Origin of the sequence: Hymenobacter sp. HSC-4F20 (genome assembly GCF_019599275.1) — a bacterium.
Taxonomy (GTDB): domain Bacteria; phylum Bacteroidota; class Bacteroidia; order Cytophagales; family Hymenobacteraceae; genus Hymenobacter.
Genome location: NZ_JAHZTD010000001.1, coordinates 89,201 through 103,822 on the forward strand (window position 1 = coordinate 89,201; position 14,622 = coordinate 103,822).

General features: G+C 61.0%; 13 protein-coding genes. 1 reads left to right on the forward strand and 12 read right to left on the reverse strand.

The annotated features are described in order from the left end of the window. Positions 1-4: 4 nt before the first annotated feature. The 3 genes from K3G63_RS00405 to K3G63_RS00415 are packed head-to-tail and all read right to left on the reverse strand — an operon-like array spanning position 5 to position 2,509. Positions 5-469 carry a DoxX family protein gene (locus K3G63_RS00405; protein ID WP_220612126.1) on the reverse strand — a complete coding sequence of 155 codons (465 nt, stop codon included), beginning with the start codon at positions 467-469 and terminating at the stop codon, positions 5-7. Positions 470-493: 24 nt separating this feature from the next. Continuing rightward, positions 494-1,549: a sensor histidine kinase gene (locus K3G63_RS00410; RefSeq protein ID WP_220612127.1), complete on the reverse strand. Its 1,056-nt coding sequence runs from the start codon at positions 1,547-1,549 to the stop codon at positions 494-496. A gap of 3 nt (positions 1,550-1,552) precedes the next feature. Next, positions 1,553-2,509, reverse strand: coding sequence for an alpha/beta fold hydrolase (locus K3G63_RS00415; RefSeq protein WP_220612128.1), 957 nt, complete (start codon positions 2,507-2,509; stop codon positions 1,553-1,555). Positions 2,510-2,686: 177 nt separating this feature from the next. On the opposite strand from K3G63_RS00415, the gene K3G63_RS22665 reads away from it, so the two are divergent. Continuing rightward, positions 2,687-2,809 (forward strand): hypothetical protein, encoded by a 123-nt coding sequence (locus tag K3G63_RS22665; RefSeq protein WP_259404222.1) that lies wholly within the window; start codon positions 2,687-2,689, stop codon positions 2,807-2,809. Positions 2,810-2,837: 28 nt separating this feature from the next. On the opposite strand, the gene leuB is transcribed toward K3G63_RS22665, so the two are convergent. The 9 genes from leuB to ilvD form a co-directional block, all read right to left on the reverse strand. Continuing rightward, positions 2,838-3,962, reverse strand: coding sequence for a 3-isopropylmalate dehydrogenase (gene leuB, locus K3G63_RS00420; protein ID WP_220612129.1), 1,125 nt, complete (start codon positions 3,960-3,962; stop codon positions 2,838-2,840). Next, positions 3,950-4,549, reverse strand: a complete 600-nt coding sequence (gene leuD / locus K3G63_RS00425; protein ID WP_220612130.1) for a 3-isopropylmalate dehydratase small subunit — start codon at positions 4,547-4,549, stop codon at positions 3,950-3,952. Before leuD ends, leuB begins: the two co-directional genes overlap by 13 nt. A 143-nt stretch (positions 4,550-4,692) precedes the next feature. Beyond that, complete coding sequence (gene leuC, locus K3G63_RS00430) at positions 4,693-6,090, reverse strand: 3-isopropylmalate dehydratase large subunit (RefSeq protein WP_220612131.1); 1,398 nt, start codon at positions 6,088-6,090, stop codon at positions 4,693-4,695. 150 nt (positions 6,091-6,240) lie between these two features. After that, positions 6,241-7,407, reverse strand: a complete 1,167-nt coding sequence (locus K3G63_RS00435; protein WP_220612132.1) for a 2-isopropylmalate synthase — start codon at positions 7,405-7,407, stop codon at positions 6,241-6,243. Positions 7,408-7,759: 352 nt separating this feature from the next. After that, entirely contained in the window at positions 7,760-9,031 is a 1,272-nt protein-coding gene (gene ilvA, locus K3G63_RS00440; RefSeq protein WP_220612133.1) for a threonine ammonia-lyase IlvA, read from the reverse strand. A gap of 152 nt (positions 9,032-9,183) precedes the next feature. After that, positions 9,184-10,272, reverse strand: a complete 1,089-nt coding sequence (ilvC, locus tag K3G63_RS00445; protein WP_220612134.1) for a ketol-acid reductoisomerase — start codon at positions 10,270-10,272, stop codon at positions 9,184-9,186. A gap of 55 nt (positions 10,273-10,327) precedes the next feature. Next, entirely contained in the window at positions 10,328-10,933 is a 606-nt protein-coding gene (ilvN, locus tag K3G63_RS00450) for an acetolactate synthase small subunit (RefSeq protein ID WP_220612135.1), read from the reverse strand. Positions 10,934-11,138: 205 nt separating this feature from the next. Next, positions 11,139-12,902 carry a biosynthetic-type acetolactate synthase large subunit gene (gene ilvB, locus K3G63_RS00455; RefSeq protein ID WP_220612136.1) on the reverse strand — a complete coding sequence of 588 codons (1,764 nt, stop codon included), beginning with the start codon at positions 12,900-12,902 and terminating at the stop codon, positions 11,139-11,141. Continuing rightward, complete coding sequence (ilvD, locus tag K3G63_RS00460) at positions 12,859-14,583, reverse strand: dihydroxy-acid dehydratase (protein ID WP_220612137.1); 1,725 nt, start codon at positions 14,581-14,583, stop codon at positions 12,859-12,861. Before ilvD ends, ilvB begins: the two co-directional genes overlap by 44 nt. Positions 14,584-14,622 lie beyond the last annotated feature (39 nt).

Sequence of the window (14,622 nt, forward strand, 5' to 3'; positions counted from 1 at the left end):
GAACCTACGACAGGCTCGGTAGATAGGCGCCAAAGTACCACGTCCAGGCTATAAAGAACAGCTGCAGCGGCACCCGAAACCAGAGGTAGCGCGGGCCGGGCCCGTCGAGGGTGCCGGTTTGGTAGTTGAGGTGCCGTTGGGCGGCCAGGATGTTGGCGGGCAAAATCAGCAGGAAGAAAGCAATGAGCAACCCCGCCGTGCTCGGCCGCAAATTCGGAACCAGCAGCCCTACCGCTGCGGCCAGCTCCAGCACGCCGGTAGCCAGCACCCAGGCTTTTTTGGCGGGCAGAACCTGCGGCAGCATCTGCATCATGGGGGCCGTGAAAGCAAAGTGCCCGATGGCCGTGAAAACCAGCATGGCCGCCATAGCCCCGTTGCCTGCCAGCAGGTAGTTCACCTGGCCCTGGAAGAAATACGTGCCCGCTGCCAGCAGCCCGAAAACGGCCAGCAGCACAAGTAGTGGTTTCATAGTGTGCCAGGTAAACTGATAGATTTACTGCGCCAAAAGCAGGGGTAGCCGCACCCGGAACCACCCTGCCGCCGTGCTGACTTCTACCGGCTGCGGTGCGCCAAGCAGCTCGTAGCGGTGGCGCACGTTGCGGAGGCCGGTGCCCGTGCCGGGGGCCAGGCCCGCCGTGCGCGGGCGCAGGGTGTTTTCTACCGTGAAATAGCCCGCCGCCAGGTCGGCCGTGAGGCGCAGCTTCAGGGGGTGCTCCCGGGAGGCCACGTTGTGCTTCAGGGCATTTTCTACCAGCAGCTGAATACTGAGCGGGGCTACGTGCTGGACCAGGGCAGCGGCCGGAATCTGCTGCGCTACCCGCAGGTTGTCGCGGAAGCGGGCTTTGTGCAGGGCCAGGTAGGTTTCCACGAAGGCCAGTTCCTCGCTTAAGGGTACGGTAGCCCGGTCGCGGGCCAGCAGCACGTAGCGGTACACGTCGGAGAGCTGCTCCACAAACTGCTGGGCGGGCTCGTTTTCGGGCTCGATGAGGGCCGAGAGGGTATTAAGGGAGTTGAACAGAAAGTGCGGGTCGAGCTGGCTCTGCAGGGCCTCCAGCTGGCTTTGCACGCCGGCGCTCTGAAGCTGCTCGGCGCGGCGCACGTTCTCGGCCCACTGCCGGAAGAAATTCCAGCTTTCGTAGATGAGCTGCACTACCACCGTGGGCACCATATTCAGCCCGAACTCATACCAGAACGTGGACCAGCTAAGGTGCCCGCCCTGCAGCAAGCCGGCAATGCTGCCCAGTACCAGCGTCACGGCGGCAGTAATCAGGGTGTTGATGCTGGCCAGCAGCCACAGGCGGCGGGTGGTTTGCTCAACCCGTGGAAAGCGCCGGAACAAGCCGATCCACAACGCCCGGCCCGTGAGCCAGAAGGCGCAAGTAAAGCCAATCGAAATAACCCAGTTGAGCAGAAAAATAGGCACGGAGCGCACGTGCAGAATGCCGCGAGGCAGCAGCACTAGCAGCGCCAGCACCGGAATGCCGATGAGCAGAAACCACCGGTCGTTTACGCGGATGGGGTTGGGACGCTCGGCGGTGGGTAGGGGCATCAGTTACGACTTACGGGGTAGGTGCTGCACGAAGCTAACCACCGCCTGCCGAAACCGCGCCGGCTGCTCCAGGAAGGAATAGTGCTTGCCCGGCAGCACTACCACCTGCTGCCGCGGAAACCGAAACGACTGGGGCGTGGCGCCTGTGGTTTGGTCATCTTGGCCTGCAATCACCAGGGTAGGCATAGTAAGCGCGGCCGTGGCGGGCACGTAATCCTGGCCGTAGTCGGGCAGGCGGCCGCTGAACACCTGGGTTGCAAAGTCCTGGTTCGCGGGCACGGCACGAACGGTGCGGCTGGCGCGGGCGGCCAAAGAGTCGGCGGAGAACTGGAGCTGGTAGGCTATTTTCTTCTGCTGCAGCGCGCCCATCACCAGGCCGAAGCGCTGCATCATCGGGATAGAGGCGTTGGGCTGCTCGGCGGCAGGGAGCAGGGAGGTGCCGTATTGCAGCATGCTTTCCAGCGAGGCCGCAGGATTTAGCACGCTGTTTACCAGCACCAGCGCCTGCACCCGTTGGGGGTATTTAGTGGCGTAGGCCGTGGCAATGGTGCCGCCAAACGAGTGCGCCATGACCACCCACTTCTCCAGGCCCAAATGCTGGCGCACCTCTTCCAGGTCCTGCACCATACGCGCCATCGAGTAGTTTTTGCGGGCCGAACTGCCCGAGCGTCCGCTACCCCGCTGGTCGAAATACACCATGCGCAGCTGGTCTTCCAGCCGGTTGCCGCCCAGCTTCTCAAAGGAGTAGCTGCCCGCGCCCGGTCCGCCGTGCACAAACACGCAGGGCGTGCCCTTGCCCGCCACTTGCACAAACAGTTGCACCGAGTCGGAGGTAAGCAGGGTGGTAGTGCCGTTGGCGAGGGCCGCTGGGTTGCTTTGGGCCTGCACTCGGCGCTGGCCGGTCAGGAATAGAAAGCAGGTGAGCAACATGAGAACGAGGCGGAAGCGGGAACTGGTCATGGCAGAAGGAGGTAGGAGAGATAAGACGAGCGAAGTAACTGCGTCAAACTTCTGAAAAGCTCTCCTTCACTTCCAGCGCAATCCGGGCGAAGTGCCGCCGTGGCGGGGCGAAACGGAAGAAATGCTCCGGTCAGGTGCGCCCCGAGCCGGAGCGCAACGGTTCTGCTTCGCGGGTTGTTGCACGACTCTCTGCTGGCGGTTCAGCATCAGCAGCGCTACCCACAGCAAGTGCTCTGCGCCACTGGCTGGCTGCAACAAGAAAGCCCAGGCGTCGGCACTGCTGCCGGCCGCCTGGGCTAGGGTCCCCACCCAATCCTCTAGTATTTCTTTAAATAATGGTGCTCATGCCGAGCTTGATGTTGTTGCGGTGCACCTCACAGTCGGCAATGTCGAGCACGCTGTAGGCAATGAAGTTGCCCACCTGCTCGGTGCTGTACAGCGTGGTCGGGTTCAGCTCGGGCGTTACTACTCCCTGGTCGAGGGCGTGCTGCACGGCGTCGCGCACACAGTCGGCTTCCTCCTGAAGATGGAAGTGGTCGAGGAGCATGGCGGCCGAGAGAATGGTAGCAATGGGGTTGGCAATGCCTTTGCCCTTAGCCTGGGGGTAGGAGCCGTGGATAGGCTCGAACAGGGCCGCTCCATCGCCTACGGAAGCCGACGGCAGCAGGCCCAGGGAGCCCGCAATAACCGAGGCCTCATCCGAAATAATATCCCCGAACATATTCTCCGTGAGAATCACATCGAACTGCTTGGGATTCAGGATGATTTGCATGGCCGCGTTGTCGACGAACAGGTAGTCGAGGGCTACGCTGGGGTACTCGGGGGCAATGCTCTGCACGGTTTCGCGCCAGAGGCGGGAGGTTTCCAGCACGTTGGCCTTATCCACGAGCGTGAGCTTGTGGCGGCGCGTTTCGGCGGCTTTGAAGGCGCGGTGCGCGATGCGCAGAATCTCGTCGCGGTGGTAGGTGCAGTGGTCGTAGGCCCAGGTGCGGTCCTCCGAACGGCCTTTCTCCCCGAAGTAGATGCCACCGGTCAATTCCCGGAAAATAAGAATGTCGGTGCCTTGAATCCGTTCGGCTTTCAGCGGGGAATGTTCCAGCAGCTGGTCGTAGGCCGTGATGGGACGGATGTTGGCGTACAACCCGAGCGACTTGCGCAGGCCCAGCAGCCCTTGCTCGGGGCGCACCGTGGCCGTGGGGTCGTTGTCGTACTTCGGGTCGCCGATGGCCCCGAGCAGCACGGCATCGGCCTGGCGGCAGGCGGCCAGGGTAGCGTCGGGGAGGGGCGAGCCGGTGGCATCAATAGCGCAGGCGCCCATCAGCTGGTAATCAAACTCGAACTCGTGCCCGAAGCGGCTGGACACGGCTCGCAGCACCCGCACGGCTTCACTACACACCTCCGGACCAATCCCGTCGCCCGGCAACACTACAATGCGTTTGCTTAAAATACCCATGACCGTTGCTGTTCGTAGGCCGTGATGGCCGCCTCCTGGCTAATAAGAAAATCGATGTCGTCGTACCCATTAATGAGGCACTCCTTTTTGTAGGGGTCCAGCTCGAAGTGAATCACTTCAGCCCAGCCGGGTACTGTCAGGGTTTGCTCCTGCAAATCCACCGTTAAGGCGGCCTGCGGGTCCTGCGCTACCACGTCAAACAAACCCTGCAACACCTCATCCGAAACCTGCAGGGGCAGCAGCCCGGTGTTCAGGGCATTGCCCCGGAAAATATCGGCGAAGTAGCTGCTGATGACTACCCGAAAGCCGGCATCATACAAGGCCCAGGCGGCGTGTTCCCGGCTAGAGCCGCACCCGAAGTTTTTGCCCGCCAGCAGAATCTGGTGGCCCTGGTAACGGGCATCGTTCAGCACAAAATCCGGCTTCGGCTGCCCGTCGGCAGTGTAGCGCCAGTCGGCAAAGAGGTTGGCACCAAATCCTTCGCGGGTCGTCGCCTTCAGAAAGCGCGCCGGAATGATCTGGTCCGTGTCCACATTTTCTATCGGAAGCGGCACCACGCCGGAGCGCAGCGTCTGGAATTTCTCCATGGGGGCAGGGATTATGTATTACTAACCGTCATGCTGAGCTTGCCGAAGCATCTCTACCGCTTCGTTGCTATCCTACTTGATTAGTCAGAGGTAGGAATGCTTTGGCAAGCTCAGCATGACGGTCAGGTGAGTTCATTCTAGTGCTAGTTCAAATACTGCGTGATGTCTACCAAGCGGCCTTCCACGGCCGTAATAGCAGCTACCAGGGGCGACGCTAGCAGCGTGCGGGCGCCGGGGCCCTGGCGGCCTTCGAAGTTGCGGTTGGAGGTAGACACGCAGTAGGCACCGGCCGGAATCTTGTCGTCGTTCATAGCCAGGCAGGCGCTGCAGCCCGGTTCGCGCAGCTCGAAACCGGCATCGGATAGTACTTTGTCGAGGCCTTCGGCAATGGCCTGCTGCTCCACTTGCTTGGAGCCGGGCACGATGATGGCCTCCACGTGAGCGGCCTTCTGCTTGCCCCGCACGTAGGCCGCTACCGTGCGCAAATCCTCAATGCGCGAGTTGGTGCAGCTGCCGATGAATACGTAGTTGATCTGCTTGCCCAGCAACGACTCGCCCGGCTGGAAGCCCATGTAGCGCAACGACTTATCGAAGCTGGTAGCCTCGCTACCCCCGTTAAGCACCGGAATGTTGGCCGAGAGCGGAATGCCCATACCGGGGTTAGTGCCGTAGGTTATCATGGGCTGAATGGCCGAGGCATCGAACTGCAATTCAGCGTCAAACACGGCATCTTCGTCGGAGTACAGGGTCTGCCAGTGCGCTACGGCCCGGTCCCAGTTCTCGCCCTGGGGGGCAAACCGGCGGCCTTTCAGGTACTCGAACGTGGTAGCATCTGGCGCGATGAGGCCGCCGCGGGCGCCCATCTCAATGCTCATGTTGCAGACCGTCATGCGGCCTTCCATGCTCAGGCTTCGAATGGCGCTGCCCGCGTACTCCACAAAATAGCCGGTAGCCCCGCCAGTGCCGAGCTGAGAAATGACGTACAAAATCAAATCCTTGGCTGTCACGCCGGGCCGCAGGTCGCCATCCAGGGTAATGCGCATGCGCTTGGGCTTGTCCAGCAGCAGGCACTGGGAGGCCATTACCTGCGTCACCTGGCTCGTGCCGATGCCAAAGGCAATGGTGCCAAAGGCCCCGTGCGTGGAGGTGTGACTGTCGCCGCACACCATCGTCAGGCCCGGCTGCGTGATGCCCAGCTCCGGCCCGATGACGTGCACAATGCCCTGGTACTGGTGGCCCAAACCATAGAGCTCCACCCCAAACTTGGCGCAGTTCTCGGTAAGCTTATCTACCTGGGAGCGGGAAAGCGGGTCCTGAATGGGCTGGTCCTGGTGGCGCGTGGGTACGTTGTGGTCGGCGGTAGCCACAATCTGCTCCGGGCGGCGCAGCGTAAGGACGCGGGCCGTCAGCTCGTCGAACGCCTGGGGGCTGGTGACTTCGTGAATCAGGTGACGGTCGATGTAGAACACCGTGAGGCCGCCAGCTACTTCACGCACCACGTGCGCATCCCAAATTTTATCAAATAAGGTTTTAGACGACATGAGAGAGGGGTGGGGTGGTTAATCGGAACGTCATGCTGAGCTTGTCGAAGCATCTCTCCCGCTTCGTTGAGTAGGAGTTAAGCCAGTTGACTAGCCAGAGGTAGAGATGCTTCGGCTCTGCTCAGCATGACGGTACTTCTCGTATTAATTCTACCCTACTGCCACTAACTGCTCCTGCTCCACCATTACGTGCAAATCCTCGTCTACCACCTCTTTTTGGCGGTCGGCGAGGATAAGGAAGGAGGCGTAGGCTTTGTTGAGGGCGGTACGGTCGAAGTCGTAGCCGATTTTCTGGAGGCGGTAGGCCAGGGCGGCGCGGCCCGAGCGGGCGGTCAGCACAATGGCCGAATCGGGCATGCCCACTTCGCGCGGGTCGATGATTTCGTAGGTTTCGCGGTGCTTGATGACGCCATCCTGGTGAATGCCGCTGGAGTGCGAAAACGCGTTGGCGCCCACAATGGCCTTGTTCGGCTGCACCGGCATGCTCATCAGGTGCGACACCATGGCTGAGGTTTCGGCGAGCAGCTTGGTATTGATGCCCGTCTCGAAGTTGAGGTAGGGATGCTGGCGCAGCACCATTACGGCTTCTTCCAGGGCCGTATTGCCGGCCCGCTCGCCCACGCCATTGATGGTGCACTCTACCTGCCGGGCGCCGCCCAGCACACCCGCAATGGAATTGGCCGTGGCCATGCCCAAATCGTTGTGGCAGTGGGTGGAAAGGCGCACGTGCTCAATGCCGCGCACGTTATCCGCCAGGTACTTAATCTTGGCTCCGTACTCGCTGGGCAGGCAGTAGCCGGTAGTATCCGGAATGTTGAGCACGGTAGCGCCGGCGCGAATAGCGGCCTCACAGACGCGGGCCAGAAACTCATTATCGGTGCGGCCGGCGTCTTCGGCGTAAAACTCTACATCTTCCACAAAAGACTTGGCCAGTTTCACGGCGGCCACGGCGCGCTCCAGCACTTTCTCGGGGGTAGTGCACAGCTTGAACTGGATGTGCGAATCGGAGGTGCCGATACCGGTGTGAATGCGCGGGTACTTGGCCGATTTCAAGGCTTCGGCCGCCGTAATAATGTCATTCTCCACTGCCCGGGAAAGGCCGCAGACGGTAGCGTAGCGCGTTTGGGCCGCAATGGCCGCTACCGCCGCAAAGTCGCCGGGGCTCGACACCGGAAAACCGGCCTCAATCACATCTACGCCCAGTAGCTCTAGCTGGCGGGCAATCAGCAGTTTTTCGTCCCGGTTCAGCTTGCAGCCCGGCACCTGTTCCCCGTCGCGCAGGGTTGTGTCGAAGATGTGGATTTTCTGAGTTGCCATGTTCAGTAGGGTTCAGTCAGCGAAAGTTGCTGCCCGCAAGTACATGGCCCCGCCGTGGCAGTGAAAACCACCTATCGGCACGCCTACTATTTCTAAAAGTTGACTTTTGTTTTGTAAATGCTTGACAGAAAGAAATTTATGTTCAAACAAAATACAATTGCCAACACCAAGTAGAACGTCACTTGTAGAGACGCTGCCCTTAGCTCCGCTGACCTTTGGTTTGCGTCTCAGCGCCAGGTCGATACCATCCGGATAAACAGCATCAGCAACTGTAGAGACGCGAAGTGTCGCGTCTCTACAGTTGATAACACGTAGCGCGCAATATGCTGCGTGCTTTAACCAAACTATCTACCTACACCAACAAACTCAGGAAATCCTGCTTCCCGTTTAGATACTCGTACGAAAACCCCTCAGCCACCATGCGCAGCCGGATGCCTTCTATGTCGTGGGGGCGCTGGACCTCGAGGCCGATAAAGACGGGGCCTTTTTCCTTGTTGTTCTTCTTGATGTATTGGAACTGGATGATGTCGTCGCCTTCGTGGAGGACGTGGTTGACGAAGCGGCGAAGGGCGCCGGGCTTCTGGTTGAAGGTCACCAGGAAGTAGTGCTTGCGGCCCTGGTGGCGCATGGCGCGCTCCTTGATGTCCTCCATGCGGGTGATGTCGTTGTTGGAGCCGCTGAGCACGCACACTACGGTTTTGCCCCGGATCTGGTCGGCGTACTGGTGCAGGGCCGAGACGCTGAGCGTGCCCGCCGGTTCCAGCACAATGCCTTCCTCGTTGTACATCTTCAGCAGGTCCTCGCACACCTGGCCTTCCGGCACCAAGGTCACCTCGTCCAGCAGTTCCCGGCACAGCTCAAACGTCAGTTCGCCGGGGCACTTCACGGCGGCGCCGTCCACGAAGCTCTCGATGTGCTCCAGCGGTTGGCGTAAGCCAGTCTGGATGGCGCGTTGCATGGAGGGCGCGCCCAGCGGCTGCACACCAATGAGCTTGGTGCGGGGGCTCAGTTGCCGAAACACGCTGCCCACGCCCGAGGCCAGGCCCCCGCCACCAATGGGCATAAAGCAATAGTCAATGGGGCCGGGGGCGTCGCGGAGAATCTCCAGGCCCACGGTGGCCTGGCCTTCTACAATGGCCAGGTCGTCGAAGGGGTGCACGAAGGTGCTGCCGCGCTGGTCGCAGAAGTCTTTGGCTGCCTGGTAGGTGTCATCGAAGGTAGCGCCGGTCAGGATGACTTCTACCTGCTCTTTCCCAAACAACCGCACCTTGCTTACCTTCTGCGCCGGAGTTTGGGCGGGCATGAAGATGTGGCCCCGTAGCCCTAGCAGCTGACAGGCGTAGGCCACTCCCTGCGCGTGGTTGCCCGCGCTGGCGCACACCACATCCTGCCCCGACTGCCCCTGACTCAGCCCGGCCATCTTGTTATACGCCCCCCGGATTTTGTAGGAACGCACCACTTGCAGGTCTTCCCGCTTCAGGTACACCTGCGCGCCATAAGCTTCCGATAGGCCTAGGTTATGTTGCAGCAGCGTTTTATAAATGACGCCATCCAGCGTGCGCGCGGCCCGTTCCACATTTTCCAGCCGTACCGTTGGCGCGGAGGTAAGGGTTTCTGATTCCATAAGGGGTAGGGAGTAAGACAGATAAGCTTCCTCCGTTTGTCATCCTGAGCGGAGCGAAGGACCTCTACCGCCGTACTAATCCAAACAGTAGTCAGGGGTAAAGGTCCTTCGCTCCCGCTCAGGCTGACAAGCGGGAAGAACTAGCCCATCCGCTAGTTTGTATCCGCGGAAAGCGCGAAGCCTTCCTCTACTTTCTCAGTGGCTTTGGAGCGCAGCTCGCGCACGATGGCGCCCGTCTGCCACAGCTCCGACTCGCGTACTTCCTTCAGCTCGGCTTCCAGCTCTTGGCGGTAGCCGGGCGTGGAGCCGCGCTGGATGGTGCGGGCCGCCTCTTTGCCCGAGGCCACGCTGTCGTATAGCTCATTTAGTACGGGTAGGGTAGCCTCGCGGAAGCGGCCTTTCCAGTCGAGGGCGCCGCGCTGGGCGGTTACGGAGCAGTTGCTGAACATCCAGTCCATGCCGTTTTCGCCGACCAGCGGCACCAGGCTCTGGGTAAGTTCTTCCACGGTTTCGTTGAAGGCCTCGGAAGGGGAGTGGCCGCGCTGGCGCAGCACCTGGTATTGGGCCTCGATGATACCGGCCAACGCACCCATCAGCACGCCCCGCTCGCCGGTGAGGTCGGAGTACACTTCGCGCTTGAAGTCGGTTTCAAACAGGTAGCCCGAGCCTACCCCAATGCCCAGGGCAATAGCCTTGTCGTAGGCCTGTCCGGTGGCATCCTGGAACACGGCAAACGACGAGTTCAGGCCGCCGCCGGCCACAAACAGGCGGCGCAGGCTGGTGCCGCTGCCCTTGGGCGCTACCAGCACTACATCTATATCCGCGGGCGGCACAATGCCGGTTTGGTCGTTGAAGGTGATGCCGAAGCCGTGGGAGAAGTAGAGCGTTTTGCCGGGTGTCAGCTTGGCTTTGAGGGTAGGCCACACTGCAATCTGGCCGGCATCGGAGAGCAGGTTGGCGATGATGGTGCCCCGTTCGGCGGCTTCTTCGATGTCAAACAGGGTTTCGCCTTCTACCCAGCCATCGGCTTCGGCCTTGCTCCAGGAAGCGGAGTCGCGGCGCTGCCCGATGATGACGTTAAAGCCGTTGTCGCGCAGGTTCAGCGCCTGGCCGGGGCCCTGCACACCGTAGCCAATCACGGCAATAACTTCGTCTTTCAGAATTGCGCGGGCTTTCTCCAGAGGAAATTCGTCGCGGGTAACTACGTGCTCTTCTACGCCGCCAAAGTTGATGGTTGCCATGATGTTGAGTATTGGGTTGGAAGATGAATTTGAGTTGCTGTGGTGAGCGGTAGGGTTACATGGTGAAGACCTTGTCGCGGCTGTTGAGGTAGTCGTTTTCGCGGACCTCGGGGCTGGGCTCGGTGCGCTCAAACTCGCGGAGCTTGTGGTGGAACCCCTGGCTGTTTTTGATGATGGCAATGCGCGCCGAGCGAACAAATTCGATGAGGCCGTAGGGCTGGAGCACCGTCAGGAGCTTGTCGGTTTCTTCGCGGTGGCCGGTGGTTTCAAACACCGTATAGTCCTTGCGGATAACCACGGCGCGGGCGCCATGCTCCCGCAGCAGCCGCTCCACAATGGCCCGATCGGCAATGATGTCGGTGGGCACTTTGTAGAGGGCCATTTCCTGCCAGATGACTTCCTCGTTCGGGTTGAAGTAGACCTTGAGGACCTCCACTTGCTTTTCAATCTGGCGGGCAATTTTGCGCACTACCTCCTCGGTTTCCACTACCACCATGTTGAAGCGGTGAATCCCCTCGATTTCCGAAGGCGACGTGTTGAGGCTCTCAATGTTGATTTTGCGCCGCGAGAAGATGATGGCAATGCGGTTCAGCAGCCCCACCTGGTTCTCGGTGTAGGCCGTGATGTTGTACTCCCGCTGGTCGATGGATTGCTGGTGCATGGTATTGACTACTAATTAGAACGTCACGCTGACTCTGGCGTCCGCTTGTCGAAGCAGCTCTCCCGCTTCGTTGGTCGTTCACTAGCCCAGGGTTTAAACCCTGGGCTATGGAGCGGTTCTCGTTGCTACCTCCGTTAAGTAGCCAGAGGTAGAGATGCTTCGGTTGCGCGCAGCATGACGGCCTTATTGGGGGGATATCACCGCTTTACCGCAACCGGATTTCGCCCACGCCACAGCCTTGGGGCACCATGGGAAAGATGTTGTTTTCGCGGGTCACCATCACCTCCAGCAGGAAGGAGCCGGGGTGTTCCAGCATCTCGCGCAGGGCGGGTTGCAGCGCCAGGCGGTTGTCGACGCGGCGGCCGGCAATGCGGTAGCCGCGGGCCACGGTCACGTAGTCGGGGCTGGCAATATCCACGAAGGAGTAGCGCCGGTCGTGGAACAACTCCTGCCACTGACGCACCATGCCCAGAAACTGGTTGTTGAGCAGCAGGATTTTCACGTTCACGCCCGTTTGCATGATGGTGCCCAACTCCTGAATCGTCATCTGAATGCCCCCGTCGCCGATAACGGCTATTACCGTGCGCGCCGGGGCGCCAAACTTGGCCCCGATGGCGGCGGGCAGGGCAAAGCCCATGGTGCCCAGGCCACCGCTGGTAATGTTGCTGCGGGTGTGGTTGAGCTTGGCGTAGCGGCAAGCCACCATCTGGTGCTGGCCTACGTCGGTTACAATGATGGCTTCGCCCTGGGTCAGCTCATTCAACTGCTGAATCACCTCGCCCATGGTTAGCTCGTCGGAGGTCGGGAACAGCTCATCCTGAATAACGGCCGCTATTTCCTCCGCGTCGTGGTCCTGGAAGCGTTGGCGCCACTCAGGATGCGTGCGGGCTTCCACTAGCTCCGTGAGCAGGGGTAGGGTTTCCTTGCAGTCGCCCCACACCGGCACCGTGGCCTTCACGTTCTTGTCGATTTCGGTGGGGTCGATGTCGAGGTGAATCACCTGGGCCTGTTTGGCGTATTTGTCGAGGCGGCCGGTTACCCGGTCGTCGAAGCGCATACCAATGGCAATAAGCACGTCACACTCGTTGGTCAGCACGTTGGGGCCGTAGTTGCCGTGCATGCCCAGCATGCCCACATTCAGGGGGTGGCCGGTGGGTAGCACGCCCGCGCCCAGAATGGTCCAGGCCGCCGGAATGCCGCTTTTCTCAATGAACTGCTTGAACTCCTGCTCCGCCTGGCCCAGCAACACGCCCTGGCCCCACAGTACCAAGGGGCGCTTGGCCTGGTTGATGAGCGCCGCCGCCTGCGCCACGTACTCCGGGCGCACAAGTGGCCGAGGCCGGTAGCTGCGAATGTGGGTGCAGGGCTGGTACGGCGCAAACTCCGCCTTCTGCATCTGGGCGTTTTTGGTAATGTCGATCAGGACCGGACCGGGCCGGCCGCTGCGCGCGATGTAGAAGGCTTTGGCCAGCGCCTCCGGAATTTCACTGGCATCCGTCACCTGGTGGTTCCACTTGGTAACAGGGGTCGTGATGTTGATGATGTCGGTTTCCTGGAAGGCATCGGTACCGAGCAAATGCGCGAAAACCTGGCCGGTGATGCACACCAGCGGCGTGCTGTCAATCTGGGCATCGGCCAGGCCCGTCACGAGGTTGGTGGCGCCGGGGCCGCTGGTGGCAAACACTACCCCCACCTTGCCCGACGAACGCGCGTAGCCCTGGGCCGCGTGAATGCCGCCCTGCTCGTGGCGCACCAGCACGTGGTTGAGCTGCTCCTGGAAGTCGTAGAGCGCATCATAAATCGGGATGATGGCGCCGCCAGGGTAGCCGAACACGGTGTCCACGCCCTCCGCCAGCAGGGCATGCAGGGTGGCCTGGGCTCCCGAAAGCGTCTGAGTAGCCGGCTCCGCCGTGGCTACGGCCGTTTCAGGCGAGGTTGGCACGGGCTGGGGTGGTAGGTTTAAGTACATGGTCTTCCTGGTAATCGGTGATACAGCCGCGGCTCGCGTCGCTCACGGTGCGGATATACTTCAGCAGCACGCCTTGTTGCACGTTGGGCCGGGGCCGCTGCCACTGCTGGCGGCGTAGCTCCAGCAAGGCGTCATCTACCTGCACGTCAATGGTATTGGCACCAGCGTCCAGCACAATCCAGTCGCCGTTTTCTACCAGCGCAATGGTGCCGCCGTCGTAGGCCTCGGGGCAGACGTGCCCAATCACGAAGCCGTGCGTGCCACCCGAGAAGCGGCCATCGGTAATCAAGGCTACCTTGTCGCCCAGGCCAGCTCCAATAATGGCCGAGGTAGGCTTGAGCATTTCCGGCATGCCCGGCCCGCCCTTGGGCCCTACGTAGCGAATCACGACGACCTGACCGGGCTGAATCTTGCCCTGCGTGATGCCTTCGTTCAGCTCTTCTTCGGAGTTGAATACAATGGCCGGGCCCTCAAACCGTAGGCCTTCCTTGCCCGTGATTTTAGCCACCGCACCCCTTTCGGCCAGGTTGCCATACAGAATCTGAATGTGACCGTCGGCTTTGATGGGGTTGCTGAGGGGGCGGAGCAGATCCTGCTCGGCGCCCAAAGGCTGCACGTCGGCCAAGTTTTCGGCGAGGGTTTGGCCCGTTACCGTCAACAGGTCGCCGTGGAGCAGGCCTAGGTTCAGCAGGGTTTTCATCACGGCGGGCACGCCGCCCAGGGCCGAGAGGTCTTCCATCAGGTACTTGCCGCTGGGTTTGAGGTCGGCCAAAACCGGCGTACGGTTGCTCACGGCCTGAAAGTCCTCCATCGTGAGGTGCACACCGGCAGCGTGGCCAATGGCAATGAGGTGGAGCACGGCATTGGTAGAGCCGCCGAGCACGGTGGTCATCACCAGGGCATTTTCAAAGGCCTCGCGCACCAGAATGTCGCGGGGCTTGAGGTCAAGCTCCAGCAGGCGGCGCAGGTAGGCGCCGGCCGTGAGGCACTCCTGCTGCTTCTCCTGGCTAACCGCCGGGGAGGACGAGGAAAACGGGACGCTCATGCCCAGCGTTTCGATGGCCGCCGCCATGGTATTCGCCGTGTACATGCCGCCGCAGGCGCCGGGCCCGGGGCAGGCATTGTGGATGATGCCCCGGTAATCCTCGTCCGATATCTGCCCCTGCAGCTTTTTGCCGTAGGCCTCAAAGCACGACACAATGTTGAGCTGCTGGCCCTTGAACGTGCCGCCCTTAATCGTGCCCCCGTACACCATCAGGGAAGGGCGGTTCAGGCGCGCCATGGCAATGAGGGCACCCGGCATATTCTTGTCGCAGCCCATCACGCAGGCCAGGGCATCGTAGTTGTGCGCCCCGGCCATGGCCTCAATGGAATCAGCAATGATTTCCCGGGAAACCAGGGAGTAGCGCATGCCGGCCGTGCCGTTGGTAATGCCATCCGACACCCCAATGGTGTTAAACCGCAGCCCCACCAGCCCCTGCTCCTGCACGCCTACCTTCACTTGGTCGGCCAGGCCGTTCAGGTGCATGTTGCAGGTGTTGCCCTCGAAGCCCGTGGAGCAAATGCCTACAAACGGCTTGTGCAAATCAGCATCCGAGAGGCCCGAGCCAATAAGCATGGCTTGGGACGCCGGCAGGCTGTCGTCCTGGGTGTAGATGCGGCTGTATTTGTTCAGGGTCATTGGGTGGTGGTTGTACTACTGTAGGGGAGGAATAGGCCG

Coding starts and splice junctions, on each gene's coding strand:
- leuB (WP_220612129.1), bottom strand. CDS start 3,962: ATGGGTATTTTAAGCAAACGCATTGTAGTGTTGCCGGGCGACGGGATT.
- leuC (WP_220612131.1), bottom strand. CDS start 6,090: ATGTCGTCTAAAACCTTATTTGATAAAATTTGGGATGCGCACGTGGTG.
- K3G63_RS00415 (WP_220612128.1), bottom strand. CDS start 2,509: ATGACCAGTTCCCGCTTCCGCCTCGTTCTCATGTTGCTCACCTGCTTT.
- ilvN (WP_220612135.1), bottom strand. CDS start 10,933: ATGCACCAGCAATCCATCGACCAGCGGGAGTACAACATCACGGCCTAC.
- ilvC (WP_220612134.1), bottom strand. CDS start 10,272: ATGGCAACCATCAACTTTGGCGGCGTAGAAGAGCACGTAGTTACCCGC.
- ilvD (WP_220612137.1), bottom strand. CDS start 14,583: ATGACCCTGAACAAATACAGCCGCATCTACACCCAGGACGACAGCCTG.
- ilvA (WP_220612133.1), bottom strand. CDS start 9,031: ATGGAATCAGAAACCCTTACCTCCGCGCCAACGGTACGGCTGGAAAAT.
- ilvB (WP_220612136.1), bottom strand. CDS start 12,902: ATGTACTTAAACCTACCACCCCAGCCCGTGCCAACCTCGCCTGAAACG.
- K3G63_RS00435 (WP_220612132.1), bottom strand. CDS start 7,407: ATGGCAACTCAGAAAATCCACATCTTCGACACAACCCTGCGCGACGGG.
- leuD (WP_220612130.1), bottom strand. CDS start 4,549: ATGGAGAAATTCCAGACGCTGCGCTCCGGCGTGGTGCCGCTTCCGATA.
- K3G63_RS00405 (WP_220612126.1), bottom strand. CDS start 469: ATGAAACCACTACTTGTGCTGCTGGCCGTTTTCGGGCTGCTGGCAGCG.
- K3G63_RS00410 (WP_220612127.1), bottom strand. CDS start 1,549: ATGCCCCTACCCACCGCCGAGCGTCCCAACCCCATCCGCGTAAACGAC.